Genomic DNA, 26107 nt, shown 5'->3' on the forward strand with positions numbered 1-26107 from the left:
CGCCATGCGCAAAACCAAGCACCTGTTCACGCACCTTGCCCTTGTCATCGTCGTATCCGTTGTTGCGGCACCGGTCATCATGGCCATTCTCTTTTCCACCCAGACTCCGGCGCAGATATACAGCTATCCGCCCAAGTTCACCTTCGGCACGGCCATGCTGGAAAACTATGCATCCGCGTGGAACCAGTTCCATCTGGGCAAGTACATGCTTAATTCGTTCATCATCGCCGTTGCGGTCACTACGGGCAAAACCATCCTTGCCTTCACCTCTGCTCTGGCGCTGGTCTATTTCCGCTTTCCCCTGCGCAGCTGGGTGTTCATCTTCATTCTGCTCACCCTCATGATGCCTACGGAAATCATGATCGTTTCGCTGTTCGAAATCGTCACCGGCCTTGGCTGGGGCGACTCATACGCAGCACTCATTGTTCCCTTTCTCGCATCGGCCACCGGCACCTTCCTGTTCCGGCAGCATTTTCTGCAAATTCCGTCCTCTCTGCTTGATGCCGCACGCATAGACGGCGCAGGCCCCATCCGGTTCGCCTGGTCCATCCTGCTGCCCATGTCGTCCAACGTCATCGCGGCGCTTACGGTCATCCAGTTCGTGTATATGTGGAACCAGTACCTGTGGCCTCTCATTGTCATCCATGACAGTTCCATGCAGGTAGTTCAGGTGGGTCTGCGCATGGTCTTCGGCGGGCAGGATGCCACCAACTGGGGCATCGTCATGGCCGGTGCCATCATCACGCTCATGCCCGCGCTGGTGACCTTCATGCTGCTGCAGGAACAGTTCAGCCGCGGCTTTGCCCTGAGTCAGGAAAAGTAGATATCGATTTGTTCTATACAAAAACAGGATCAAGATAAATATTACCTATGCGACAGCAACGGGCTACGCGGATATGCTCATTACATGTTCACGTCCTCTGACCATCATGCCCCGACCGATCGGACCGATCAGATCAGCCCGACAGACCGGATCGGCCTAGCCGATCGGACCGGCCGGACAGACCGGATCGGCCAAAACGACCGTACCGTCAGCACAGGCACGCCCCGCGACGCAGCTGCCGGATTCTCGACTGTGCGCGTGGAAACCGTGCATGAAAAAGGGTCCGGCACCTTCAATGAAGATGCCTTACTGACCCAGCACCCTCTGTTTGCGGTCTTTGACGGAGCATCAAGCCTGAGCGGCCAGCTGCACGCGGGACACAGCGGAGCATGGTGGGCGGCCAACCTTGCGCGCGCGACCTTTGAAACCTGCTCGCACGCCGGTCTTTCCCTGCGGGAGACGGCCCTTCTGGCCAACACGGCCATAGGCAGCAGAATGGAACGGATGGGAGTGGATGCGGAGAACCCGCTGAACCGCTGGTCCGCAAGCATGGCGGCCTTTCGCATCACCGGTAATACGCTGGAGTACGTGCAGACAGGCGACAGCCTTATCATGTGCATCACCGACGACAGCTTTTTTCTGCCCGCCCCTTACGTGCACCACGACAAGGAAACGCTCTGCAGATGGAAGGAGCTGAGCGAGGCTGGCGAGCAGAATGTCCGGCAGTCTCTGTATGAACAGATATGCTCGGTACGGACCAAGATGAACCGCACCTACGGCGTGCTGAACGGCGAAGTGCAGGCAGCCGACTTTCTGCAATACGGCCATGTGCCGCTTGCGGGCATACGGCAGATTGTGGCTTTTACGGACGGCCTGCATCTGCCCACGGCGCATCCGGAACAGGGCGCAGACTTCAGCACAGCAGCAGGCATTCTGCGTACCCGCGGCCTGCGCAAGCTCCACGAACAGATCCGCACGATTGAATGCACGGATGCGGACTGCCGTCTCTATCCCCGCTTCAAACAGCACGACGACATCGCTGCCATTGCCGTTCACCTTGCCTGATTTCCCGATGACGTCCGGGTGATTCCCCTGTTACTTGCAGCGCATGGACGTGCAGGCTACGCCTGCCCTGCCCTTGTATTGTTACTCCGCATTATCCAGAATGGACACTGTCCACTGCAGCGCATCGTTGGAAAGCTCTGCCGCACGTTTGAGGGGAATGCCCAGCCAGTTCGCCTGCTCTGTGGAAGCGTTCCATCGGGCTTCTTCCAATGCGGCAAGAAAATCGAGCACATCGCGGACAAAATTCTTTTTCCCGCAGTACGCATCCTTGATGACCCCATCGAGGGGCAGCTCGGCAACCAGCTCAGACATGGAACGACCGAGCAGGGAATCAAGGCGCGAGAACAGGCCGATCAGAAACATGGTTTCCGGTCCGTAGGTGGTAAGCAGCCCCTCTTCGGCCAGCAGGAACAGAAAGCGCGCCCGCTGCACCGACCAGAACGAAACCTCCCGCGCACTGGGGGTGGGGTTAAGGTCTGCCAGCAGCACCACCATGAGCCAGTGGCGGATAACCCGCTCGCCCAGCATCACAAGCGCCTGATCCAGCGCACGCACAGACTGCCGCAACCCCACAGATGGGGAATTCACATACCGAAGCAACCGGTAACTTAACGACACATCCTTCTTGATGAGGTCCGCAAGCCGCTGAACATCGTACGAACCGTGCAGTTCTTTCACGATATCAAGCTTCACCATTTCTGCAGAAGAGACCTTGCGACCGGCAAAAATCTCGGGCCTGCCGAAATAGTATCCCTGAAACAGGGCAAACCCCATGGAACGGCAGAGCGAGTGCATCTTCTTGCTTTCCACCTTCGTCGCCAGCACCTGCACGGGCCACTTGCGCAGCTCGCTGACCAGAGGATAGAGTTCGCTGGTCTGCAAAATGGAAACATCTACCTTCACCACATCCATAAGGCCCAGCAGTTCATCAATACCTGTCTGTCCGGTGTAATTATCCATGGCCAGCATGTAGCCTTGTTCCTTCAATGTCTGCAGAGCCTTTACAAGCCCCGGCGAGGCTTCGGCGGCTCCCACCAGTTCGGGAATACACCGGTCTGCCGGCAAAGCCAGCATCACGTTATCCTTGAGCAGCCCTTCAGGGACATTAATCATGATTCTGGAGTTCGGCGGAAGCCAGTTGCGGACCATGCTGAAACCATCGGCAATAACCCGCGCGGAAGCCTGCGCAGGATTATCAAACTCCGCCCTTCCGGCATCTGCGCTGTGCCGGAAAAAGAGCTCAAAGCCCCACACCTGACCGTCGCGGTCAAACACAGGCTGGCGTGCGGTGAATATGGGTTCATAACATGCGGCAACAGGTGAGCCGCCTGACGTCCCGCCTGATGTCCCGCCTGACGTCCCGCCTGATGTCCCGCCTGATGTCCCGCCTGATGTTCCGCCTGATGTCCCGCCTGACGTCGCGCCTGACGTCGCGCCGGATGTATCACCTGACGAGCCGGATGGTGCAGAAGAAGATGCCCCCGATGATGTGTCTGCGGCTAAGGTAGTTGAAGGTCTATCGGCGTTAGTCATCAGGCTCCCCCAGAATGGTTCCGGTACACTGAAAATAGTATCAGTAAATATTCGTTTTTTTGTTTACGAGTGCAGTATAGCAAATATCCACCCGCTTGAACACAGCCCGCCATGTATACCTGTCCAAAACAGCTGTAACCTCCCCTGAAACAGGAGGATGTTCTTCTGCACGCGTCAGGCGCACCATTTCGCAAAGAGCGTCTGCCAAAGCTGCGGTAAACGCCGGTTCATCGTCGGCAACCGGGGTATCCGCTCCGTGCAGGCGCGGCAATTCCACCATGCGGAGCACGGTTTCCGGCAGTCCGGCAAAGGCCTCTTCCACCCCCGGCAACCGTGTGGAAACAAGGCGGCACCCGCAGGCAAGGGCCTCCAGCATGACAAGGGGCAAGCCCTCGAACATGGAAGGCAGAACAAATATGTGGGCCTGCTGCATAACCTGCGCAAGCGCCTGATGGTTCAGGTTGCCGTGCACAACCACCCTGCCGCCCAGGGCTTCCGCATGACGCAGAATGGCCGCCTGTTCATCGCCGCTGCCAGATCCGCACAGGTCGAGCCTGACATTGCCCGAAAGGGATTCGACGGCGCGCAGCAGCCATGGCACCCCCTTGGCTGCGGAAAGCTTGCCTGCATAGCAGATGCGTACCGGAGGCAGCGGCTCTCTGACGGCACAGCTGAAAAGCTCTTCGTCGTACCCCGCACCGGTGACGTGCACCTTGTCCGGCGATATTCCGTAAAGCTCGCAGATATCCCTGCGCTGCATTTCGTGCAGGGCGCACACGGCATCAAGCCCGCGACACCCTGCCAGCACGCGCGGGCGGAGATGCGGGTTCGTCCTGAACTGCCGCAGGTCGGACCCGTGGCTGCTCGCCATGACGGGATGCGAGGGAAAGAGCCGGCGGGCAAGAGAAGCCGCCAGCCACAGATGATTCACATGGATGATGTCCGGCCGGAAGGTGTTTACGGCCTCCTGCATCCGCATGGCAAAGCAGGCTTCATAGGCGTTCAGTTCGGCATCAGAAAGGTCGCGGAACCGGACCGAGGGATAGGGCATGACATCGCTCATACCGGCAACGGCATGGGGCAGATCTTTCCCGAAGCGGACAAAGAAGGAGGTTGCGCAGGCTTCGTGCGCAGGAGGATTGAATCTGTCCGGCACGCCCGCAAGCAGGGCATTCTCATGCCCTGCAGCGCGTGCCTGACGCATCATCTGCGTAATATAGACCCCGCTCCCCGTCTGCTCGGGACGCTGGGAAAGAATATGCAATATCTTCACGTTGCGGCCTCCTCACTCATTCTGCCCGCTTTGAACGGAACAGGCAATGGCAGGCCCGCAACACCGGACCGGATTACTTATACGAACCCGCGTCAATATCCAGCCGGGCAAGTATTTTCTGCAGCGCAACGCGCGACAGACCGGAGACACGGGCAGCCTCGGAGATATTACCGCCCGTTGCGGTGAGCAGATCACGCACATACCGGTTGGTAAACTCGTCAGTCACACGCCCCTTTGCCTCCTTGTACGGTTCGGGCATACCGCCCGGAATCGCAGCCGTTCCGGCGACAATATTGCCTGAACGGGTACCCTGCTCCACCTGCGATACAAGGGTCATGTCCACGGAATCCTTTGTGCAGAACACGACAAGGCGGCGGATATAGCTCTGCAGTTCGCGCACGTTGCCGGGCCACTGCTTGGAGGCGAGAAAAGCCACCACCTCTGGAGAAATTTCCTTCTCTTCCAGTGCCATGTCGCGGCAGGCCTGACGCAGGAAATAATGCGCAAGCAGGGGAATGTCTTCCATCCGGTCCCGCAGGGCAGGCACGGTGACCGAAAGCACATTCAGGCGGTAGTAGAGGTCTTCGCGGAACTGGCGGTCCGCAATGCGGGCTTCAAGATCCTGATTGGTGGAGGCAAGCACGCGTGTGGAAACGCCTATATTGAGGTTGGCACCCACAGGGCGGATCTCGCCTTCCTGCAACACGCGCAGCAGCTTGGTCTGGATATTCGACGAAATATCGCCGATTTCGTCCAGCAGCAGAGTGCCGCCGTCCGCAGCGGCAAAAAGGCCCTTGCGGTCCTGATCCGCGCCGGTAAAGGCACCCTTCACATGGCCGAACAGTTCGCTTTCCAGCAGATGCTCGGGAATGGCCGGACAGTTCACCGCCATGAAAGGTTTGGCCGCACGGGGGCTCATGCGATGTATGAGACGGGCCACCACTTCCTTGCCCGTGCCGGATTCGCCGCGGACAAGCACCGTATAATCGGAATTGGCCACGGCCTGAATGGCATAGCGCAGACGCTGCATGGCAGGCGATTCACCCACCATCTCGCCTACGGCAGCCGAATCAACCAGTGCCCGCAGGCGCTTGTTTTCGGTAAGCAGGGCGCACCGCTCAAGGCCCTTCTGCACGATATGGAACAGCTGGTCGGGTTCCACAGGCTTGGTAACGAAGTCATAGGCACCCATTTTCAGGGCTTCCACAGCCGTTTCAATAGTACCGTGCGCAGTCAGCATAACCATGCAGAGATCCGGCTGCTGTTTGAACGCCTCGTGCAGAAGTTCCATGCCGGTCATTTCCGGCATGCGCAAATCAGTCATCATGAGGTGAAAATCGCCGCTGGCAAGTCTTTCAAGTGCCGCACGGGCGCTGTTAGCCATCTCCACGCGAACATTCTTGAAACGACCGGTTATCAGGCGCATGAGGCCGCGTGCAAAATCCTTCTCGTCATCGACGATGAGAATGCCGAGCCCGATCTCGGAACCAGTCATCGGTGCTTCCGCCATAATTGCTTATACTTCCTGCTGCAGATTATCGATGGGAGCCGCAGGCAGAATGACCGTAAAACGGGCTCCGCCAAGCTGCGCATCCCTGTCCACTTCTATGGTGCCGCCTGCTTCCGTAACCATACCGTATACTATCGCAAGACCGAGTCCGGTGCCTGCACCGGGAGCCTTGGTCGTGTAGAAGGGATCAAAAATTGTGCTTCTGTTGTTCTCCGGCACACCGGAACCGTTGTCTCTGACAAGGATGCGGACATCACCGTTGCCGGGCAGCACTTCCACGAACACCTCACCCTTGCGACCGGGTACTGCGTCCAGAGCATTGAGCAACAGGTTGGAAAGCACCTGCTCAAGCTCGTTCTCACCCATGGCCACAAACAGTCTGCCGGGCTTGGCGTTGGTCATGATGGCTACGCCCTTCTTGCCCGCCTGCACGGAGAAAATTTCGGCCAGCGCCGCCGCAACGCGTCCTGCATCGCACTCCCCGTAGGAGGAGGTCTTGGGCCGCGCAAAGTTCAGCAGATCCTTGAGCACCCGCTGCGCCTGCCGCGTGTGGCGCAGGATGACATCAAGGTCCTGCAGTTGCTGCTCATCACCAAGGTTCTGGCGCAACAGTTCAGCATAACACAGGATAACGCCGAGAGGGTTGTTGATCTCGTGCGCAAGGCCTGCGGCCAGCTTGCCCACGGTGATCATTTTCTCGCTCTGCTGCATCTGTGAAAGCATGCGCTTTTCACGCGTTATTTCGCGTGCATAGACGACAATTCTGCCGTGAAGACGACCGCGATGGTCGTCCGCATCCTGCACGGAAGGTGGCGTCACTATGGGATACATGTTCAGGGCAAAGCTGCGTCCGCCATCCAGCATCACCTCTTCCACATGCGGCCTTCCGCTCGCAAGGGTGTCTGCTATATGGCAGTCCCCCTTGGCGGACGTGCAGCCAAACAGTCCCAGCAAGGCGCCATCCGTAATTCTGCCGCCCGACAGTTCGCTGGCCAGATCGCGCGCCGCCTGATTTGCCGTAACCAGTCCGTAGGCGGAATCCATGAGCACGAGCGGATCGGTTATCCCTTCAACAATGGACTGCAACGCCCCCATCTGGCGCATGAGATTATCAAGGGCGGACATGTTCTCCGCCGCCATACCCAGCTGCCGTCCGAGAGCCTGAAGCAGTTCATGGTTCTGCCGCCGCGCCACCCGGGGATCGTTCCACCGGATGCACAGCAGGCCTTCGGCATTGCCCTCGCTGGATTCCACAGGAATTATCGCGGTATCCTTGCCGAGATAGGTGCGGCTTTCAGTCAGCAGATCCACCCAGTTGTCAGGCAGGGTTGGATACACGTCCTGCTCCGGCCATGAAAAATGTCGCTGCGAAGCAAAGGTGCACACATACGAAACGCTTGCCGCACCGAACCGTCTGCCGATTTCTGGCAGAGTGAGGTGCCACAGGTCCGCACGGGTGTTGCTTGAGCGCATATCTGCAAGCAGGTGCACGAAAAGCTCGACATCCGCGCGCCGCTCCTGTGCTTCCTGCAACAGTTCGCGGGTTCTGTCCTCCACCATGCTGCGCAGGTTTTCCGCATATCCTTCAAGCTGGCGGCGGGCATCGAGCAGGTGGCTGTTCAGCTCCTGCATGCCTGCCTCCAGCTCCTCAATCTCGTCGCGTTCGACCAGCTTGTTCAGCAGTTCGGTGCCGCCCGTGATTTCAAGGTTGTCGCGGAACATGGCGGAAAGGCGCTTGATGTTGTTCATGACAAGCACCTTGAAGAGCAGATTGGTCACCGAGAAAAAGACGATGGCCCCAAGGGCGAAGAATCCGAAGTAGCCGAAAATTGTGCGCTGCAGCCGTGCAACGCTGTCGGTGACGGAAAGCCCTACGAGGTCTATGCCGTCTATGGAATCGCGGACATGGTTGAACCCCCTGTCGCCATACAGTGCCAGCAGTTCCTGCGGAGCATCTTCCTTGTTGCCGTGGCAACGCATGCAGCCGTCGTAAAACACGACAGGCCGGGCCATGATGTAGAAGTCTTCACCATCCACGTCGCGGTATCCCTGCCAGAGCTGCTCCCCCTTGTTGGTCCGGAAGTATCCGACAAGTTCTCGCTCAAGCGCATTGGCCTCGAACTTGGGATTGCGGGCGGATATGGCCACGCGTCGATAGAGGTGTCCGTCTTCGCTGCGCATGCCGTCCATGATGGCGCGGGACATGAACGAGGTGCTCATGGCCTCGATCACGAACTGATCGGGCAGCACATCATACATGCGGGGGCGCAGTGTGGAACGCACGTAGCGCTGAACGGAATCCACCTGCAGGAAGATGAGCTTGGCCTTGTCGCGCACCTCGTCTTCGAGCACGGTGCGCATATGCAGGTAGAAGCCTACTGCAAAGCAGACCCCAAGAACCATGGTGGCTGCGGTGAGGCCAGACAGAAATTTTGTCTGCAGAGTGGATGGACGGGGGAAGTGCATGCGAATCCTGCGCGATATAGCGCGACATTGCGCGACATGCGGAATATTCCGACATACTCCGCAACGGGTACAGTTGTAGCCCCGGACCGCCCCGGCCGTTGCCGGAGCCTGGTCACGTCAGAACAGAGAACAAGCACTGCCTGTAAAGGCAGCTGCCTTTACGGCTGGGAAAGGGGTCCCTGCCCGTGAGGCATGAAGCGCAGCGTGTTACTGATTTCGTGATTGGCGTCGCCCACGGCCTCTATGTCGGTATAGTAGTAGCGGCTCGGGTCGATATTCTGCTCTTCCAATGCGTTGGCCATATACTCAAGCTTGTCGCACGAGCGGGTCAGCGCCGGAAGAAACACATTGGAGAACAAAAGCAGGGCCACTATACCGATTACCAGCTTGCGAATCCTGATAGCCAAAGAAGGCTGTGTCAGAGAAGGCTGAGTCATTGTCGTTCCCTTCATGATGGTTGCAGTTCAGGCAGAACCTCAAGCCACACATTTGCAGATAAAGAAGGGGGAGGCAAGAGCCTCCCCCCGCATTCTCAAAGAGGCGCTACTAGATCTGCGCGGTGATCTCGGGGAACACCAGGTAGAACATGATGTAGGCCATGGTCAAGGTCAGAGCCAGGTTGAAAGACTGACCGCACACGTACAGGATAAGCGGCTTGCCGCCCTTGAAGTAGTGAGCCAGTTCGCGGAAGTTCGTGGCCAGACCGATTGCGGCAAAGGACAGAGCAAAGAACCAGCCGCGGAACAGACGGGTAAAGCCGCGTACCACGCCGTTGTCGATCATGGTGTAACCCATGTCGCCGCCGAGGCTGCCGTCAATGACGGAGAACATGATGGAAGCGGAAAGGAAGCCCAGAACGAACTTGGGGAAACGGTGCCAGATTTCCATCCAGCCAACGCTCTTGCCCGCTTCGCACTCAACCTTGGTGCACCAGTATACGGCAACGCCGAATGCGGTAACACCGATGAGCACGTTCTGGATCATCTTGATGGTAGCGGCAACGTACAGGGCCTTTTCACCGAGGAATGCACCTGCGGCTGCTACGGCACCGGTTGCGTCGATGGTACCACCCATCCATGCGCCGCCGAGGATTTCAGGCATGCCCACAGCCTTGATAACGGCAGGCATGACAATCATCATGATGGCGGTGAACACGAGGGAGAGACCAACGGACAGGGTCAGTTCTTCCTTCTTGGCGCGGCAGGCAGCGGCAGTGGCAATAGCTGCGGAAGTACCGCACACGGACATGTCCGCGGAAATAACGATGTTCAGTGTCTTGGAAGGCATCTTCAGCACGCGCTGACCGAAGATGAAGGTGGTGATGAGAACGATGGGGGTAACAACCCACGCAACAAAGATGCCGGGAACGCCGATGGCGACAATCTTGTTGAAGAGCACTTCAGCACCGAGCAGAACAAGGCCGGTCTTGATGAAGAATTCAACTTCGCAGGCTTTCTTTGCAATGGAAGGCGTGCCAATGGTGTTGGCGATCACCATGCCGAGCAGAACGCCCCATGCTTCAGCGCCGATACCGTACTGCTTGGAGAAGGACTGGCCGCCCAGGGTGTATGCCACAACAGCAACACCGAAGACGATGCCGAAGCCCTTGATAAAGCCGAGGGTGTCCTTGCCCATGAACTTGATGCCGACGGAGAAGAACAGGGCCATGGCTAAGCCGAGCACCAGCAGAGTGGGAATACGGTTGTAGGGCTTGTTGCCTACCTTCTTCTTGGCATCGCTGGACTTCTTGTGTGCAGCGCGCCATTCACCGATCTTGGCCTTGGCGTCGTCGTTCAGGGTAATGTCCTGGAACATCGCAGCAGCAGCGGCAGCTTCCGCAGCCTGAGCAACGGCAAAGAGTTCAGCTTCCTGAGCCTTGGCGGCTTCATACTTCGGCTTTGCCTTTTCATTCATCATGTCTGCGCGTTCCTTGGACATGATGAAGGCGTCAACCGGATTTTCTTTCCAGGAACCGGGCTTGTTGGTCCAATGCTTTGCGAACTTGCCAACGGCAGTGTCGGAAGCCTTCACTTTCTTCTTGGAATCAGAAGCCTTGTACCATGCAATGGTCTTGAAGGGCGCGCGGGCCGCTTCGGTTTCCATCACAGCATTTTCCTTGGCAATCTTCTCCTTGTATTCCCCTACCGGAGCAAAATTGAAATACAGGACGAATGCAACAGCAATAATGAAGAAACCAAGCCAGATGGCCCAGTAATCTTCCTTGGTCCACAGGTCGGAAAAGGACGATTTGCCCTCATCGACTACTACGTTGGATTCCTGAGACATAGACGAAAACTCCTCCTTTACAGGATCAATTCTCCGGCCGGCGCAGACTCGCCCACAACTTCGCAGCGCGATGCCAGCCAGTTCACACGGTTTCATTCCGATCGTCGCACATACTACAAAAGCCATGCCAAGGATAATGAAGGGCGCAACAAACCGGAATTACATGTGAAAAGCCTCTAAACAAAATTATGTCTACTGCAAACTACACATAACACTGACAACCCTAATTTGCACCCCATAATGCAAAGAAAAGTTTACTCCTCGCACCGGACATGCTGTACAACCCTACGAAGGCAGCGTAATTACTCACTCCCTCCTTTGTAAAAAAATTCGGGCGCTCTACAAATTTCTCTTGCCAAATGGAGAGTATTTCGCTTAAGAATCCTCCTCGACGAAGCAATTCGTCACTCCGTGCCCAAGTGGTGGAATTGGTAGACACGCTAGGTTCAGGGTCTAGTGAGGGTTCCCTCATGGAGGTTCGAGTCCTCTCTTGGGCACCACGGAAGATGATAAAAGGCTCCGGCTAACGCCGGAGCCTTTTTCATTTCCTTTTTCAGCCATCGCATGCGGCAAATCATGCCCCCGGAATATATTTTGCTTTACGGATATCAATTTCCGTTACACGGCACTATTTACCGGAGGAGCACCATGAGCATCATCCCCGTGACCGGCAACAACTTCTGGAGTTCCGGCAACACGAAAAAGGCCACCCCTGCGGCGACAGGGTTTGCGGAGCAACTTGACGCTGCGGAACGTTCCAAAACTGCAGCCACCGGCAATAGCGATGCAGCACCGGCTGTTCCTTCCATGGCGGATTGGATAGAGCGGGCCCGGCAGTTTTATGCAGGGCAGACGGAAGACGAAAAAACACCGTACTTTATTCCGCGCACCACCGCCCTGCCCGAAGGTGTTGTCCCCGTAGAATCGGATGCCGATCCCGAATATTTTCAGGGGCGCAAGGTTGTCGGCTATATGGACGGCCTGCCTGTAACCCAGGAAACACCGGAAGAAGAGGCCGCAGCCGTGGCCGAACTTACCGAAAAGATGCTGGCCCGGGGGCAGAAGGCAGACGAAATGGTCTTTGTGAAAGCCAACAAGCCTATCTTTCAGGAACCCGTCGGCCCGCTGCTCGGCCACCATGTTGTGACCGCCGTGATGATCACACAGCCGCTTGTTCCGGTGACAGACCCCGCCGTTCTTGCACAACTGCGAAGTGCCTTGCAAAATCTGCCGGAGCACCCCGCCGGCGCATGATAGCAACAAAAAACGCCGCCCCTTGGGGCGGCGTTTCTGACTGCTGACAAAGTCATTTCTGGTATTTTTGGGCTCCGCCGGGCAGGAACCTAACGTTCCTGCACCTCGTATAAGTGATGCCAATCTGTTCTTGGACCCCAGTTCCGGCTTAACGGGAATGTGGTTTTACTGAAAACGAAAGTTCATCATTTCATTTATCCGGCATGGACTACGGACACACACTACATGGTGAACATGAGCATGTTGGGCCTTTCGGAAATCTGCGGCACAGCGGCAAACTCACGCTCCGCATTCTCGCGCATACGCTCCATGGTCTCCCCTGCGATGAGGCGCCCGAACAGGCGGTTCCCGTAGGTAAAGTTGGCGGCATAATACAGCACGAATTTCTTGTACATCTTGATGGCGCGGCTGGGGATATTCCACTTCTCAATGGCATCCAGAAAGGCAAACAGCGCTTCGCGGTAGGTCTCTTCAGCAGGCACGAAGCCCTGCGTCCATTCCGCAAACACCCACGGGCGGGCTATGCCTATGCGCCCGAGAGATACGCCGTCGCAGCCTGTGGCATCGAGCATGCGCAGGCAGTCTCCGGCCGTGAACACGTTGCCGTTTCCGAATACGGGAACGGAAACCGCCTGCTTGACGAGGCGGATATGATCCGTTCTTGGGGGTCTGCTTCTTCTGTCCGGCGCAACACGGGGGTGAAAAGTGAGCGCATCAGCTCCGGCCTGTTCCAGCATTCTGGCAAAGGCCACAGCCGGTTCAGGCTCTGCCTGCCATCCGGTACGGAATTTGACCATGACAGGAATATCCACGGCGCTGCGTACCTTTTCCACCATGCGGCAGGCACGCTCAGGATCGCGCATAAGGTCCGCGCCGCATCCCTTGTAGACAATGGGGGCCACGGAGCAGCCCATATTAATGTCCACCCCCCAGAACCCTTCCGCCTGAATACGCTCTGCGGCAAGGGCCATGTCGTCGGGATCGGCCCCGAATATCTGGCAGACAAGTGTGGAAAGTTCTTCGGGCCGCCAGCTGAACACGGGCGACACGGCGGGCTTTTCCGTCGGCACGGCACGGGCACTGCACATGCCGGTGAATTGCAGGCCCCAGCCGCCGAAGCGGGATGCAACCTCGCGAAAGGCCACATGACCGAGCCCGGCCATGGGTGCAAGCCACAGGCGGTTGGCCACGCTTCTGCCGCGAATCTGCAAGGGGGCATTCAACCGTTCGGAGAGAGCGGACACAGCTGAGATATCACTTGCCTGCATATGACTCGCTGCCACTAGGCGCACAGACCATACAGGCAACGTTCCAGCACCACCTCGCCATCCAGCGTCAGCACACGGAAAACGCCATCCTCGTACAGGCCGTAGGAAGGCTCGTTTCCTTCCTTGGGCAGAGAACAGGAACCGGGGTTCCAGATGCCTATGCCGTTCACTAAGTGTGCGCGCGGAACATGCGTATGGCCGTAGGCAAAGACATCACCTTCAACCAGCGGCGGCAACTTGGATTCTGTCCAGAGATGCCCGTGGGTCAGAAAAATGCGCATGCCGTCAATGAAGAGCCACGAATAGTCCGTGCGGATGGGGAACTCCAGCAGCGTCTGGTCCACTTCGGAATCGCAGTTACCGCGCACGGCGATGATGCGGTCCTTGTAGCTGTTGAAAAAGGCCGCTGTCGCACGCGGGTCATACCCTTCCGGCAAGGGATTGCGGGGCCCGTGGTACAGGATATCGCCCAGCACCACTATGGCGTCCAGAGAATCAGGCTCTGCCGCGGCAAACACAGTCTGTGCACGGGGAAGAGAGCCGTGAATGTCAGAAATAAACAATATCTTCATAGCCAGTTACAACTTCTTTGCTGAATTTTGCGTGAGAGCCGCCCTGTACGCAGACATCGCCCGCTAAAAAAAGGGCAACCCGCCACGCGATGGAGGCGGGTCTATACCGGTTCATACGGCAGCGCAACCCGAAAAAGCAACGGGCAGCCGTTGCCATGCGGCAACGGCCTGCTACCTTTGACAGAAAATTACAGATACGCGCTACAGCACATCTATCTTGATGCGCCTTGGCACCTGCTCTTCCCGTCTGGGAATAAAGATGCTGAGCACACCATTCACGAGCTGTGCGCCTATGCGCTGCTTGTCCATGGTATCGGTCAGGGAAAACTGCGCATGGTACTCCACATCGCCGAACTCCATGGCATGCACGCGTTCACCGCCGCACAGGCCATAGCTGGAAGAAGCCTGAATGGTCAGCTCGTCTTCCTCGATATGAACCACAAGATTTTCCCGGCGCGCCCCGGGCATGTCCAGATAGAGATAGAAACCGTCTTCGCGTTCCACAAAGTCCGCAGCTGGACGGATTCTCGGGGCCTTGCCGCAACGTTCAGGTGACTGGTTATGATGCATGGCCAACCTCTAGCGCGATTCTATATGAATGGTCTGCGGACGGGCCGTAGCCGACTTGGGCAATATGATTTCGAGCACGCCGTCGCGCATGGTTGCGCGCACATGCTCCCCGCTGATCGGCACATTGAGCCGCACCACCCGCTGGAAGGGGCCGGTGGGCCGCTCCTGCCTGTAGTACTTGCCCTTCACGGGTTTGATTTCGCCCTTGAGCACCAGCGTCTTGTCGGTCAGGGTCAGTTCAACGTCGTCCAGTCCCACACCGGGGATGAGCGCACGCACCACCAATACCTTGTCGTCTTCGCCGATATACAGCGGAGGAAATGCCACCTGCCTGCCGCCGGTAGTATACGGCTGCGCCATTTCGCCCATCATGCGGTCCAGCAGATGCGGAAAATCATAAAACGAACCGAAGTCCATTACCATGCTTCTTCTCCTGCCTTGTTTCGGTATGCCCCGCAGCCTGAACATGCAGCATTATGCCAGCCATCATCCTGATCAGGCACGGGTTTTCCAAATCATGGTAAGCAGAACCGGCTTGCTGTCAACAGGTACAGGCGTTCCCTGCAACCGGTTCATGCCCGGCAGGGAAGAGCAGACCGGACAGCTAGCCTTTTGCGGTGCGCGCTCCGCCTGCCCACTTTTCGGCGGGTACAGCTTCTTCAATGAGCATGACGGGAATATCGTCGCGTACGGGATACACCACTTTGCAGGCGGCACAGGCAAGGCCGTCCTTTTCCGCAACCATTGCCACAGGCCCCTTGCACTTGGGGCAGGCCAATATTTCGAGCAGTTCGGGATTAATCGCCACTACGTATCTCCTATAGAGCAAGTATGTCCGCCACGACCGCCGGATAAGGCAGCGGGCAGCGCCGGAAAGCATACCCGCATGCCCCGCTTTGCTCAAGCGGAGTATTCTGTACTTCCGACCGATTTGACAGTCCACCACTGCACCACGTACAGTTTTCACGATACAGCAACGCATAACCACGGGTGCCCCATGACACGAACCTACATCGACCTGCACACCCACTCCACCTCTTCCGACGGCGGCGACTCCCCTTCAGAACTCATTTCGCTGGCCCGAAAGGCAGGTGTAACTACCCTTGCCCTCACCGACCACGACACCATAGACGGCGTTGAAGAGGCTATGGAGGCCGGCCGGAAACTCGGAGTAAACGTTATTCCCGGTTGCGAACTGAGTGTTGCCACGGAGCACGGCGAGCTGCACCTTGTGGGCTTGTGGACATCGCCGGACGGCACAAGGCTCAAGCAGGCCATGCACGACCTGCAGGAACACAGAACAACCCGCAACCTGCACATTGTGCAAAAGCTGCAGGCGCTCGACATTCCCATCACCTACGAAGATGTGCTGGAGATTGCCGGAACCGGCTCGGTAGGCAGGCCGCACATCGCCCGCGTGCTGATGGACAAGGGATACGTGCGCAGCATGTACCATGCCTTTGAAGTGTATCTCGGCGACAAGGGTCTGGCCCACGTTCCCAAGAAGGTGCTCTCTCCCAAAGAGGGGGTAACCCTGCTCAAGGAAGAGGGCGCGACCGTTTCCATTGCCCACATGTATCTGCACCGTTACCCTCTTGATTGGCTGGAAGACATGGTTGCGACCCTTGCCGGATTCGGCATGGACGCCATAGAAGCCTACCACAGCGAGCACGATGCACGGTCCACGCGCAAAGCCGTTGACCTTGCCGCGCGTCACGGACTTGCCCTTACCGGCGGATCGGACTATCACGGCGCCATCAAGCCGGACATCCGGCTCGGACGGGGCAAGGGCGGACTCTATGTTCCCCCCTTTGTGCTGGACGACCTCATAGCACTGCGAAGAAAGCAGGGCCTGCCCGTGTAACACGGCATCCGGCCTCTTCGCGGAACACAGCGAGAATGCCTGAACATGCCAATGACACTGCCTGAATTGCTCTGTCCCGCAGGGGACATGGACCGTCTCGACGCTGCCCTTACCTACGGGGCCAATGCCTGCTACCTTGGCGGCACCTCCCTCAGCCTGCGCGCAGGAACGGGCGGATTCGACCGTGAAGCGCTGGACACAGCCTGCAGCAAGGCACATGCGCGGGGCGCATCCATATACTACACGCTCAACGTGCTGCCACATGAGACGCATCTTTCCGGGATTGCCGCCTCGCTGGAGGTACTGGCCGAATCCGCTGTGGACGGCCTGATTATTGCCGACCCCGGCGTTCTGCGAATGGCCCGCCGCTATGCTCCCGACAAGGCCGTGCACCTGAGCACGCAGGCCAATACGGCCAACAGCGAAGCCGTGGGATTCTGGTACGACCTGGGCATCCGCCGCGTGAACCTTGCTCGCGAACTCGGCGCACGCGCCATGCGCGAACTGGTGCGCAACTACCCCGACATGGAATTCGAGGTCTTTGTGCACGGGGCCATGTGTCTGGCCCTTTCCGGCCGCTGCCTGCTCTCCGCATGGCTGAACCGCCGCCCTGCAAACCTTGGTGAATGCACCCACCCCTGCCGGTTCGAATATCGGGCCACCGACCTTTCCGGCCGCTGCCACGACTGCGCAGCAGAAGGCCATGCCCACATGGGCGATGCCCTGCTCGGCGTGGAGGAAAAAACCCGCGACACCGGCACCATGTGGGAAGTAACCCGCGAAGAGCCCTACAGCGCCTTCTGGGCACCGGAGGACCTGTGCCTTGTCAAGTACATGCCGTGGTTCGTGCGCACGGGCATTGCATCGCTCAAGATCGAAGGCCGTATGAAAACGCCGAGCTATGTAGCCCATGTGACAGATGCCTACCGCACCGCTCTTGATGACGTGGCAGCAGGTTGCTTCCGCCCTGAAAAATATCTCTATGAACTGCGCAACACCGCCTCGCGCAACCTGAACACCGGCTTCTTTCTCCCTGATGGCAACCGCGTTTCGCTGCCCCCGCTGCAGGACACTGAACGTCGCCCCATTGTCGCGCAGGTACGTGAACGCCTTGCGGAAGACGCATGGAAGGTGGCCGTGCGTTCCCCCTGGAACAGCGACCGCCCCATACAGATCATGCAGACCGGCCTTCGCCGACCCGAGCTGCCCGCCGGAGCGTACACCCTTGAGAACCACAGGGGAGAAGCCTCTACCCAGCTCCATCCGGGCATGGAGGGTGTGCTGCGGTGCGATCCTTCCATCCTGCCCTCCGGACCGGAAACGCTCGAACATGGACTGTTTCTGCGCTGACCGACGCGAACTTTTCAACGAGCTTTGCATCGTAAATACAGCAAGGGGCGACCGGAATTTCCGGCCGCCCCTTGTTCGCATAGTCCGGTATTTCTGCCCCCGCAAACCATGCCGCCCGCACCGTCCCCCGCACTGGAGCCACCGCAAAAGCCATTTTTCCTTGCCGAATTCCTACGTCGAGCCTATAGTCACATAAGCTAACCCTCATGCAGCAAAGGAGAATCATCCATGAAAAAACTGCTCATTCTTGTGGGCGTTCTCGGCGTTATTGTTGTCGGGCTGGTTGTAGCGACGTTCATGTCCATCAACCCCATCATCGAAAAGGCTGTGAACACGGCAGGCCCGAAAATCCTGCTCACCAACGTGCATCTGGACAAGGCTGATGTTTCGTTCATGTCCGGTTCCGGTAAACTGCAGGGCCTTGTGGTCGGCAGCCCCAAGGGGTTCGCTGCCCCGCAGACCATGAAACTCGGCGCCGTGGAAGTGAAGCTGGATACGGCATCGCTGACCAAGGACGTGATCATCATCGAAAAGGTGCTGATTGCCAGCCCCGATCTGACCTATGAAAAATCCGGCAAGCTGGACAACTTCACCGCACTGCTCAACAACGTGCAGCAGACCGTGGGCAGCGGCACTGAAACCGGCAACACTGCTCCGGCCAAGGAAGAAGCTCCGGCTGAATCCGGCAAGGGACCCAAAGTGATTATCCGTGACCTGCTCATTACCAGTGCCAAGGTGAACATGGCTCTCACCGCGCTTGGCGGACAGGGCATGAGCGTCACCCTGCCTGATATTCACCTCACCAACATCGGCGAAGAATCCGGCGGTGCAACCCCTGCCGAAGCCATGCAGAAAATTCTGGGAGCCCTGAACGGTGAAATGACCTCCGCAGTGACCAAAGCTCTGGGCGAATCCGTCAAAAAGCTGCAGGAATCAGTGAAGAGCGCAAGCGATGCACTGAAGCAGGGAGACGGCTCGGGCATTGAAAAGATCGGCGAGGGCCTCAAGGGTATCATGCAATAACATCGAGCGATCAAAAGCAGACGGGCCGGAAGGTATACCCTCCGGCCCGTCGCAACCACAACAACAAACCACTCTATGTTCACCGCGCACGGCGCGGGTGAATGCAAAATACCCACCTCACGACACAGGCATTCAGCCGCCCGTATCCGCACCTTGCAGGTTGCGGAAAAAGCAGACGAAAAGACCGTAATCTCGACGAGACTGCAGCCGGAGATATCCGAGCGGAAAGCACGAAGGCAGGGTACAGAGGATGGATTGCAGGCGCATTGCGCCTGCATAATGGGTCACTCTGTCCTGGTACCTGAGAGTTTCACCGCTACTGGGGGGGCGGCTTGCTCCTTCGGTGCTCCCCACTGGGAAGGGAGACTCTCCAGAGGCTCGTCCGACAACAGTCCTTTTGCCTGAAAGAGTTACATCTTCGGCGCCTTCCGCACCGCTTGCGCGGTCGAAGGTCTCTCCTGCTGCCGTCATTCGAGATCCATATGTTGAGGCAAGTCCCGTCTACCTTTCCCTTGCAGAAATAGCAACTAAAAAAACCATGTGATCACTCAACATGCACGAGCGAACCCTATGCGGCTGCTTTGAGAAACAAAAAATCGGCGTAAAACGCCGATTTAATGTCAGACATGGTTAAGTCTGCACCAGCCAGAGCGACTGCAGAAATCCGCAATCACAGCTGGAAAAATCTTCACATACTCACTGCTGGCCTGCTTCATCCGACGAGCGGAAGGCGCCGCCAAACATGTAGAATGCGGTTTTGGACAGCTCCAGCAGCACCTCGCGGGCAGATGCCTGCGTGGACCACCACGGATCGGGGAAAGGCGGATCAGGTATTGCGGTCATCATTATGGTCCATCCGGGCATGACATCCCTGAAAATCTTGCCTGCACGCCGGATATGGGGGGGCGACGTGACCACGATCAGCCTGCCCGGCCCCGGACCCAGCCTGCTGGCAATAGACTCTGCCTCTTCAATGGTGCTCAGCAACTTATCGCCATGCAGCCGTATGGCTTCCGGAGGGACGCCCTCGGTGATAAGAATACGCTGGTACACATCCTCCTGCCGGGGATACGTTACCCCGTACTTCTCCAGCATGGTAGCCGTGGGCGGATATGCCACGCGGCTCACATACACGAGAGGCGCATACCCCTTCCGGTACAGCTCGGCAGCATAGGCGGGACGATGATAATCGCCCCCAAGCACCACAATGGCATCCGCCACCGACGGCACATCGTCGGAAGTCAGCCAATGTCCTGCATACAACAAGCCCCCGCCAAGCATCAGCAGACCGACCAGCGCAACAGCACCGATCAGCCGCAACAAGGCATTCAGCCAACGCATCATACCACTTCCTGAGGGTAGATTTCCTCATACTGCTTTTTATAGGCGGCGAAAGTACCATCTTTGATGGCCTTGCGTGCACCTCTGACCGTATCGAGAAAATAAGTAAGGTTATGAATGGAATTCAGGCGGAAGGAGAGAATCTCCTTGGCATGATACAAATGACGCAGATACGCGCGGCTGAACGTGCGACAGGTATAGCATGAGCAGTTCGGATCGAGCGGACCGTCATCTTCGGCATATTCCTGCCGCTTGATATTGATCTTGCCCACCGAAGTATACAGCGTGCCGTTACGCGCGTTACGGGTCGGCAGCACGCAGTCGAACATGTCGATGCCCGCGTTGATACCGTTAATGATATCCAGAGGCGTGCCCACCCCCATAAGGTAACGCGGCTTGGCCACCGGCAGCAACGGTGCGCAGTGATAGAGCATCTCCATCATTTCCTGTTTGCTTTCACCAACGGAAAGCCCGCCAAGGGCAAAGCCGTCAAAGTCGTCCATGCCCGTAAGCTGGGCGATGGAGCGCTCGCGCAGATCCTTGAAGAACCCGCCCTGCGTGATGGCAAACAGCAAATTGCCCGCCGTACCCTGCGGGTAGGCATCGCGGCAACGCCGTGCCCAGCGGGTGGTCAGTTCAAGGGAACGGGCTGTATATGCCTTGTCCGCACCGTAGGGGACGCATTCGTCCAGCACCATCATGATGTCCGAATTGAGATTGCGCTGAATGGACACAACCTTCTCGGGCGTAAAAAGGTGCTTTGAGCCGTCGAGGTGCGAGCGGAAGGTAACCCCTTCCTCCTGAATCTTGCGCAGCTCATTCAGGCTGAAAACCTGAAAGCCGCCGCTGTCGGTGAGGATGGGCTTGCGCCACGCGTTGAACTCGTGCAGTCCGCCGCGTCGCGCCACGACCTCATCGCCGGGGCGCAGATACAGATGATAGGTATTTCCGAGAATGATCTCGGCACCAATAGCCTCAAGATCGTCCGGAGCAATGGCCTTTACGCTCCCCACCGTGCCCACGGGCATGAAAATGGGGGTTTGGACCGGGCCGTGAGCCGTATGCAGCACGCCGGTGCGGGCTGCTCCGTCCGTTGCATGTATTGTAAATTCACCGATGTTTGCCATGAATGCACCATACCTTCGGGGCAGAAATTTGAAAAGTGGATAAAGCCTCATACCCCCGCTAGGCAAGAAATACCTCGCCTCTTCGCCGCGGTTTCATAAAAAAGTTAAGTTCATGTAAAATATACTTGCCCAATGTACTGAAAAAATGCAGTACACTGAAACTAGAACTATCACTCTCGCAGTTGCGAGGGACACGACAGATACTGCCATATCGGCCTTGCACCCCCAACGTTTCGGAGGGACCACATGAGAGAATATTCAGTGAAGCGCAATGGCAAGGAAGAACTGGTTTTCACGGGCGATCTTCTGGTTACTCTGGATGACCGCGAATGGATGGGAGTTACCCCGAACTGGTGGGAACTCACCCTCTACAAGACCAGTGTCGGCAAATATATTCTGGCATCGACCTTTCATATTAATTACCCTGGGCGCCGCAAGATGCATGGTGCCATAAGCTTTTCATCTGCCGAAGCAGTTCGCGACTACCTTGTCCACGACTGCAACGGCCCCTCCATGATTGCCGAAGCCTTGTTGGCCAGAGCTGCCCGTCGCGACGAAGCCTTCCGGTTCAAGCCAGTGCCGGTGAGCAACATCAGGGCATTCACGCTTATCCCTCGCCCCGAAGTGGGCATGGCAGGCTCTGCCTGATACAAACGGCCGCACAACGCAAAAAGCCGGACCATTTGGTCCGGCTTTTATATTTGCCTCAAAGGGACGCTAGCCTCTGCGCATCTCTTCGATAATGCCGTTCAGCTCCTGTGCCAGTCGGGCAAGATCAGCTACGGCGTTGGCAGACTGTAACATGGCCTGCGCGGTTTCGCTCGAAATGATGTTGATCTCTTCCACCGAACGGCTGATCTGTTCGCTGGCTGCGGACTGCTGCTCACTGGCCGTGGCAATGGCACGCACCTGATCCGCCGTACTTTCCACCATGCCCACAATGGTATGCAGCATCTGCCCGGAGTGGCTTGCAAGCTCTGTGGATTCGCCCACCAGCGTCACGGCCCTGTCAGTGGCTGTAACGTTGCGCTTGGCACAATCCTGAATGGAGCCGACAAAACTAACCACCTCGCGGGTTGCCGACATGGTCTTTTCCGCCAGCTTGCGCACTTCATCTGCAACCACCGCAAATCCGCGTCCGGCTTCACCCGCGCGGGCCGCTTCAATGGCCGCATTCAGCGCCAGCAGGTTGGTCTGGTCTGCAATATCCTCGATCACGGTGATGATCTGGCCTATGCCCTGCGCCTGCCTTCCAAGCTCACCCATTTCCTGCTTGAGCATGTTTGCCTGTTCGGCAACGGTGTTGATCTTATGCACGGCCGCATCAACCACCTTGGCACCTTCCATGGCCTGCCTCTGGGCCTCGCTCGCCGATTCCGCAGCAAGTGAGGCATTCTGGGCCACTTCAAGGACCGAGGCATTCATCTCCGTCATGGCGGCGGCTGAATCGGCCGTAAGCTTGCGCTGTTCATCGGCACCGGCACTGGATTGCTGAATCTGTGCCGACAGCTCTTCAGAAGCAGAGGAAACCTGTTCGGAAACCTGCCCTGCAGCATGGGCCGCATGCGTGATCATCTTGTTCTGTTCCTGCACCAGTGCCTGCTGCTGGCGCACCTCTGTCATATCTGTACAGATGGTGAAGGCCCCGATGAGTTTGCCGTCGAGGTCATATATGGGCGAGGAATCAACCACCATGGTGACCTGCTCGCCTCTGCGATTGGTAAACGTAGACTCATGTCCCACAATGGAGGACCGGTTCGCAAGCACCTGATGCGAGAGGGTTTCGCGACCGGATTCGTTGAACATGAATTCGCCCACCCCCTGTCCGACAAAATCTGCCGGATTGCCGCTATGGCCTACAAGTTTCAGCAATGCAGGGTTGGTAAAGGAAATACGACAACTCGTATCTACCACCAGAGCAGGCGTGGTCATACCGTCAAGAATACCCTTTGAAAAACCAAGTTCAGTCTTGAGTTTATCAACCATATGCCCGAGGTTTCGTGAGAGTATCCCAAGCTCATCATCACTGTGCACGACGAGATCAGCATTGAGATTTCCCTTGCTGATCTCTTCACTGCTGTTGGCAATGTGCAGAAGAGGCCGCACCACACTGCGGCGAATGAAAAAGACAACAGCCGCAATAAGAGTCAGCAATCCGCCAAGAGATATGGCAATATTCTCATACAGCTGGAAATCGATATTCGCCACTGTCGGGGTGATATCCTGCATAACAACCATCTGTCCCAGAATGGGCTGCGAAGCCCCGTGGCAATGGTGACAGGCACTCGCATTGGGGATGCTGACCACACGGACGAAATGACTTCCACCGGCATACTCCAGCATGGCGCTTTCGTGCGTATTCACTTTCAACGCGCGTGCGGCAAGACCGGACAGTGTTTCATTCTGCACGACGGCATCAAGGTCCTTCCGTTCCGTGTGCGAGTCGGTGCTGTAGGTGATATTACCCTTGAAGTTGGTGAGGTAGATGGTCATGTCCTTGTACTTCTCGGACAGGAACCGGAACTCATCGCGGGTACCGGCATCATTCCCCACCACCATGGGCTTTTCAATGGACAACTGAACCAGTTCAGAGGTCGTTGTCATGGCCTTGTCGAGCTCGGCCATCATGCTGGAGCGCTGCATGTAGCTGCTGATACTCACCAGCGCCGAAAAAATGATGAACGAAATAAGAGAGACCAGCAGCGAAGTCTTGGCTCCAATGGAGTTTCTGATGAATCCTGCCATGGCTGCCTCCTAGTGCGCGCCGCTGTGTATAAGCGGTTTGAAGCCGAACGCACCGATGCGGCTCTCGTTATGACACGTCTGGCAGCTCTCCAACGTCGGCGTTTTCTGAATAGTCTCGGGATCGCCACCCGATTCTACATGTGCCCGCCCCGGGCCATGGCATGTTTCGCATCCCACGTCTGCGAGGTGGGGCGTCTGCTCGTAGCTGACAAACCCTCCCTTGCCGTGCCCTGTGGTATGACATTCGTAACAGCCTTCTCGCTCTTCAGTCGTCAGATCATCGGCCATCACGCTGATGCTCTTCCATGAATGCGCTTTCTTTGAGTGCTTCATGAACTGCGTAAATTGCTCTTCATGGCAATCTGCACAGGCCTTGGTTCCCACATAATCTCCGGCCCACACCGAAGAAGCCGTGACAACCAGTACCCCGAAACATGAAAATAGAACCATTAACAAGTACGTTCGCTTCTTTTTGCCCACCAGCATCATTCCCTCACCCTATCTGTCTGTTGCCCACACCAGATAAAACCACCACTGGCCAGCTACTATGCTAGCACTCAAGTGTGTCTATGTTACCCCCAAGTCACACTTGTGCAGGATGCTCTAACGCGAATTATGAAAAGCGTCCAGCGCAAGCAAAGAGATTGGTTGCTCACACACTTTTCTCTGATACCCGCAGTATTAATTAACTGCGTTTTTAAATCGCATAAAAAACAAGAAGCAACCCACGTCAACAATCAGAAGGCAAAATAAACCTGCTTGAAACAATAATAAACAGATAGTGAATAAGCACTTCACAAAACAAACGACATACACAACCACGCAATATTAAGTACTAAAATGCATACATGACAACCATGATATACAAGCAGACATCTAACCATTTCATTTTGCATACACAAATAACGCAAGTCTAAACAATCAAGCTTATCGGAATATACACTTCGCACAGAAATAGAATCACGTTGGATTTGATAAAAACAGTAGATGAAACATAAAATAATATAAATAATCAACAATGTTGCTTTGCACTATTCAACCTGTCTTTGAGCACAAAGAAGGAATTATGAAATTGAGACCTTGTCCTCGATTCATGATATCGCGCTCAAGCTACCAATCAGCACAATGGATACAACCTATAAATTTCGCCGTACGTTCAATTGCTTACAGCATTATGCGGAGTACGAATATCACGGACCAAACCAGACAAAACGTTACGATTGTCTAGAGAATCATATGACATATAATTCAACTTTGCCGTCTTCATCTCGCGCCATCCTCAATCATGCTCTGGCTTTGGGGTTATGAGCTTGCCCATCACAGAAAGTAGGAACAGTGCACCTGAAATGTACCAGACCAGTCATGGGCAGGTTATGGGCAGGGGATGGACAGGAGGGGAAAAGTGGAGCGACAGAGGATGAACAGCCGGGACAAGTGCATCCGGCTCGTAACGCCATACTGCTCTATAGTATGCTAGAACAAACTACCGACCGGCTCCTGATATTAATCTAGGCCTTCATCAGTATGACAACAGCTACAAGCTCCTAACTTTTTTGAAGCGATCGACTATGAACTGGATCTTTCGGAAATAGGATTGCCGCGTATTGGCTCTTCATTACGCCCCCTCCCCGAATCACGATGCCGATTGGAAGCGCTTCGCTTCCACGGCGAGACGAACGACATTCAGCGACCGACAGGGGCGAGGCAGGGGGAGTCCAGAGGGGGCCTTGCTGAGGGGCGGTACGCCCCGGCTGAGGCCCCCTCTGGTCCCGCTGAAAGCGGCAAAAGGAAACAGTAGATTGGACTTGATGGAGTCGGTGAAAATCCAACTAAGCCAGTACAGACCAAGGCCCAATTCATTGAAACTAAGACAGGATGATGGAAGACGGATGGAAGGAAGAAAAGGAAGGCTAACTGAAGGGATGTGATTTTACCCCAAAACGGAAAAACTCCGGCCCTCATCGGTTACCGGAGTTTTTCGTTCAGGAAATAAGTCTTGGCGGCGGCCTACTTTCCCACCAGCTCCCTGGCAGTATC

The 26107-nt window shown here is 56.6% G+C and carries 22 protein-coding genes, 1 tRNA gene and 2 riboswitches; of the genes, 8 read left to right on the plus strand and 15 right to left on the minus strand.

The genetic code is table 11. The features are described 5' to 3' along the window. Positions 1–4: 4 nt before the first annotated feature. Together HUV30_RS02870 and HUV30_RS02875 are read left to right on the plus strand one after the other, a co-directional pair. The gene (locus HUV30_RS02870) at positions 5–823 is read left to right on the plus strand and encodes a carbohydrate ABC transporter permease (protein ID WP_174403896.1); all 819 of its coding nucleotides are present in this window, start codon (positions 5–7) and stop codon (positions 821–823) included. Between the two features lie 84 nt (positions 824–907). Beyond that, the gene (locus tag HUV30_RS02875) at positions 908–1888 is read left to right on the plus strand and encodes a protein phosphatase 2C domain-containing protein (RefSeq protein ID WP_174403898.1); all 981 of its coding nucleotides are present in this window, start codon (positions 908–910) and stop codon (positions 1886–1888) included. A gap of 81 nt (positions 1889–1969) precedes the next feature. Here HUV30_RS02875 and HUV30_RS02880 read toward each other — a convergent pair whose 3' ends face one another. The 6 genes from HUV30_RS02880 to HUV30_RS02905 form a co-directional block, all read right to left on the minus strand. Continuing rightward, positions 1970–3163, minus strand: a complete 1194-nt coding sequence (locus tag HUV30_RS02880) for an EAL and HDOD domain-containing protein (protein ID WP_174403900.1) — start codon at positions 3161–3163, stop codon at positions 1970–1972. A gap of 298 nt (positions 3164–3461) precedes the next feature. Continuing rightward, the gene (locus HUV30_RS02885) at positions 3462–4694 is read right to left on the minus strand and encodes a glycosyltransferase family 4 protein (RefSeq protein ID WP_174403902.1); all 1233 of its coding nucleotides are present in this window, start codon (positions 4692–4694) and stop codon (positions 3462–3464) included. A gap of 73 nt (positions 4695–4767) precedes the next feature. Continuing rightward, positions 4768–6189, minus strand: coding sequence for a sigma-54-dependent transcriptional regulator (locus HUV30_RS02890; protein ID WP_174403903.1), 1422 nt, complete (start codon positions 6187–6189; stop codon positions 4768–4770). Positions 6190–6210: 21 nt separating this feature from the next. Next, entirely contained in the window at positions 6211–8670 is a 2460-nt protein-coding gene (locus tag HUV30_RS02895; protein WP_174403904.1) for a c-type heme family protein, read from the minus strand. A 158-nt stretch (positions 8671–8828) separates the two neighbouring features. Then, complete coding sequence (locus HUV30_RS02900) at positions 8829–9107, minus strand: hypothetical protein (RefSeq protein WP_174403905.1); 279 nt, start codon at positions 9105–9107, stop codon at positions 8829–8831. A gap of 109 nt (positions 9108–9216) precedes the next feature. Next, complete coding sequence (locus HUV30_RS02905; protein ID WP_174403906.1) at positions 9217–10956, minus strand: YeiH family protein; 1740 nt, start codon at positions 10954–10956, stop codon at positions 9217–9219. 413 nt (positions 10957–11369) lie between these two features. Here HUV30_RS02905 and HUV30_RS02910 point away from each other — a divergent pair. Together HUV30_RS02910 and HUV30_RS02915 are read left to right on the plus strand one after the other, a co-directional pair. Continuing rightward, a tRNA-Leu gene (locus tag HUV30_RS02910) sits at positions 11370–11456 on the plus strand. Between the two features lie 148 nt (positions 11457–11604). Then, a complete protein-coding gene (locus HUV30_RS02915; protein ID WP_174403908.1) occupies positions 11605–12210 on the plus strand; it encodes a hypothetical protein in 606 nt (201 codons plus the stop codon). Between the two features lie 221 nt (positions 12211–12431). On the opposite strand, the gene HUV30_RS02920 is transcribed toward HUV30_RS02915, so the two are convergent. The 5 genes from HUV30_RS02920 to HUV30_RS02940 all read right to left on the minus strand — a co-directional run bounded on the left by HUV30_RS02920 (position 12432) and on the right by HUV30_RS02940 (position 15428). Beyond that, on the minus strand, positions 12432–13454 hold the full coding sequence (locus HUV30_RS02920; RefSeq protein ID WP_243452043.1) for a tRNA dihydrouridine synthase: 1023 nt from the start codon (positions 13452–13454) through the stop codon (positions 12432–12434). A gap of 38 nt (positions 13455–13492) precedes the next feature. Beyond that, complete coding sequence (yfcE, locus tag HUV30_RS02925) at positions 13493–14050, minus strand: phosphodiesterase (protein ID WP_174403911.1); 558 nt, start codon at positions 14048–14050, stop codon at positions 13493–13495. A gap of 201 nt (positions 14051–14251) precedes the next feature. Then, positions 14252–14620 (minus strand): Hsp20/alpha crystallin family protein, encoded by a 369-nt coding sequence (locus HUV30_RS02930; protein ID WP_174403913.1) that lies wholly within the window; start codon positions 14618–14620, stop codon positions 14252–14254. A 9-nt stretch (positions 14621–14629) separates the two neighbouring features. After that, positions 14630–15043 carry an Hsp20/alpha crystallin family protein gene (locus HUV30_RS02935; protein ID WP_174403914.1) on the minus strand — a complete coding sequence of 138 codons (414 nt, stop codon included), beginning with the start codon at positions 15041–15043 and terminating at the stop codon, positions 14630–14632. Between the two features lie 181 nt (positions 15044–15224). Continuing rightward, entirely contained in the window at positions 15225–15428 is a 204-nt protein-coding gene (locus HUV30_RS02940; protein ID WP_174403915.1) for a Trm112 family protein, read from the minus strand. Positions 15429–15617: 189 nt separating this feature from the next. Here HUV30_RS02940 and HUV30_RS02945 point away from each other — a divergent pair, with 189 nt between their 5' ends. From HUV30_RS02945 to HUV30_RS02955, 3 genes are all read left to right on the plus strand, one after another. Continuing rightward, on the plus strand, positions 15618–16484 hold the full coding sequence (locus tag HUV30_RS02945) for a PHP domain-containing protein (protein ID WP_174403916.1): 867 nt from the start codon (positions 15618–15620) through the stop codon (positions 16482–16484). Between the two features lie 87 nt (positions 16485–16571). Beyond that, positions 16572–17834, plus strand: coding sequence for a peptidase U32 family protein (locus HUV30_RS02950; RefSeq protein ID WP_308480900.1), 1263 nt, complete (start codon positions 16572–16574; stop codon positions 17832–17834). A gap of 228 nt (positions 17835–18062) precedes the next feature. After that, the gene (locus HUV30_RS02955; RefSeq protein ID WP_174403918.1) at positions 18063–18857 is read left to right on the plus strand and encodes a hypothetical protein; all 795 of its coding nucleotides are present in this window, start codon (positions 18063–18065) and stop codon (positions 18855–18857) included. Positions 18858–19144: 287 nt separating this feature from the next. Continuing rightward, positions 19145–19233, minus strand: a riboswitch (glycine riboswitch). A gap of 3 nt (positions 19234–19236) precedes the next feature. After that, positions 19237–19328, minus strand: a riboswitch (glycine riboswitch). Positions 19329–19553: 225 nt separating this feature from the next. Here HUV30_RS02955 and HUV30_RS02960 read toward each other — a convergent pair. Together HUV30_RS02960 and tgt are read right to left on the minus strand one after the other, a co-directional pair. Further along, positions 19554–20201, minus strand: coding sequence for a YdcF family protein (locus HUV30_RS02960; RefSeq protein ID WP_174403919.1), 648 nt, complete (start codon positions 20199–20201; stop codon positions 19554–19556). Beyond that, a complete protein-coding gene (gene tgt, locus HUV30_RS02965; RefSeq protein WP_174403920.1) occupies positions 20198–21325 on the minus strand; it encodes a tRNA guanosine(34) transglycosylase Tgt in 1128 nt (375 codons plus the stop codon). The genes HUV30_RS02960 and tgt overlap by 4 nt, the downstream gene beginning before the upstream one ends. Positions 21326–21571: 246 nt before the next feature. Between tgt and HUV30_RS02970 the strand changes: the two genes are divergently transcribed. After that, a complete protein-coding gene (locus tag HUV30_RS02970) occupies positions 21572–21973 on the plus strand; it encodes a hypothetical protein (protein ID WP_174403921.1) in 402 nt (133 codons plus the stop codon). Positions 21974–22042: 69 nt separating this feature from the next. On the opposite strand, the gene HUV30_RS02975 is transcribed toward HUV30_RS02970, so the two are convergent. Then, complete coding sequence (locus HUV30_RS02975; RefSeq protein WP_174403922.1) at positions 22043–24070, minus strand: methyl-accepting chemotaxis protein; 2028 nt, start codon at positions 24068–24070, stop codon at positions 22043–22045. A gap of 9 nt (positions 24071–24079) precedes the next feature. Beyond that, positions 24080–24559: a cytochrome c family protein gene (locus HUV30_RS02980; protein ID WP_243452044.1), complete on the minus strand. Its 480-nt coding sequence runs from the start codon at positions 24557–24559 to the stop codon at positions 24080–24082. Positions 24560–26107 lie beyond the last annotated feature (1548 nt).

Source organism: Desulfovibrio subterraneus, assembly GCF_013340285.1.
GTDB classification, from domain to species: domain Bacteria; phylum Desulfobacterota; class Desulfovibrionia; order Desulfovibrionales; family Desulfovibrionaceae; genus Halodesulfovibrio; species Halodesulfovibrio subterraneus.

What these genes read in the sequence shown, in the direction of transcription:
- HUV30_RS02895 (WP_174403904.1), bottom strand. Translation starts at nt 8,670, where the DNA reads ATGCACTTCCCCCGTCCATCCACTCTGCAGACAAAATTTCTGTCTGGC.
- HUV30_RS02950 (WP_308480900.1), top strand. Translation starts at nt 16,572, where the DNA reads ATGGACCGTCTCGACGCTGCCCTTACCTACGGGGCCAATGCCTGCTAC.
- HUV30_RS02875 (WP_174403898.1), top strand. Translation starts at nt 908, where the DNA reads ATGTTCACGTCCTCTGACCATCATGCCCCGACCGATCGGACCGATCAG.
- yfcE (WP_174403911.1), bottom strand. Translation starts at nt 14,050, where the DNA reads ATGAAGATATTGTTTATTTCTGACATTCACGGCTCTCTTCCCCGTGCA.
- HUV30_RS02930 (WP_174403913.1), bottom strand. Translation starts at nt 14,620, where the DNA reads ATGCATCATAACCAGTCACCTGAACGTTGCGGCAAGGCCCCGAGAATC.
- HUV30_RS02890 (WP_174403903.1), bottom strand. Translation starts at nt 6,189, where the DNA reads ATGACTGGTTCCGAGATCGGGCTCGGCATTCTCATCGTCGATGACGAG.
- HUV30_RS02870 (WP_174403896.1), top strand. Translation starts at nt 5, where the DNA reads ATGCGCAAAACCAAGCACCTGTTCACGCACCTTGCCCTTGTCATCGTC.
- HUV30_RS02905 (WP_174403906.1), bottom strand. Translation starts at nt 10,956, where the DNA reads ATGTCTCAGGAATCCAACGTAGTAGTCGATGAGGGCAAATCGTCCTTT.
- tgt (WP_174403920.1), bottom strand. Translation starts at nt 21,325, where the DNA reads ATGGCAAACATCGGTGAATTTACAATACATGCAACGGACGGAGCAGCC.
- HUV30_RS02980 (WP_243452044.1), bottom strand. Translation starts at nt 24,559, where the DNA reads ATGATGCTGGTGGGCAAAAAGAAGCGAACGTACTTGTTAATGGTTCTA.
- HUV30_RS02945 (WP_174403916.1), top strand. Translation starts at nt 15,618, where the DNA reads ATGACACGAACCTACATCGACCTGCACACCCACTCCACCTCTTCCGAC.
- HUV30_RS02955 (WP_174403918.1), top strand. Translation starts at nt 18,063, where the DNA reads ATGAAAAAACTGCTCATTCTTGTGGGCGTTCTCGGCGTTATTGTTGTC.
- HUV30_RS02900 (WP_174403905.1), bottom strand. Translation starts at nt 9,107, where the DNA reads ATGACTCAGCCTTCTCTGACACAGCCTTCTTTGGCTATCAGGATTCGC.
- HUV30_RS02960 (WP_174403919.1), bottom strand. Translation starts at nt 20,201, where the DNA reads ATGATGCGTTGGCTGAATGCCTTGTTGCGGCTGATCGGTGCTGTTGCG.
- HUV30_RS02935 (WP_174403914.1), bottom strand. Translation starts at nt 15,043, where the DNA reads ATGGTAATGGACTTCGGTTCGTTTTATGATTTTCCGCATCTGCTGGAC.
- HUV30_RS02915 (WP_174403908.1), top strand. Translation starts at nt 11,605, where the DNA reads ATGAGCATCATCCCCGTGACCGGCAACAACTTCTGGAGTTCCGGCAAC.
- HUV30_RS02970 (WP_174403921.1), top strand. Translation starts at nt 21,572, where the DNA reads ATGAGAGAATATTCAGTGAAGCGCAATGGCAAGGAAGAACTGGTTTTC.
- HUV30_RS02975 (WP_174403922.1), bottom strand. Translation starts at nt 24,070, where the DNA reads ATGGCAGGATTCATCAGAAACTCCATTGGAGCCAAGACTTCGCTGCTG.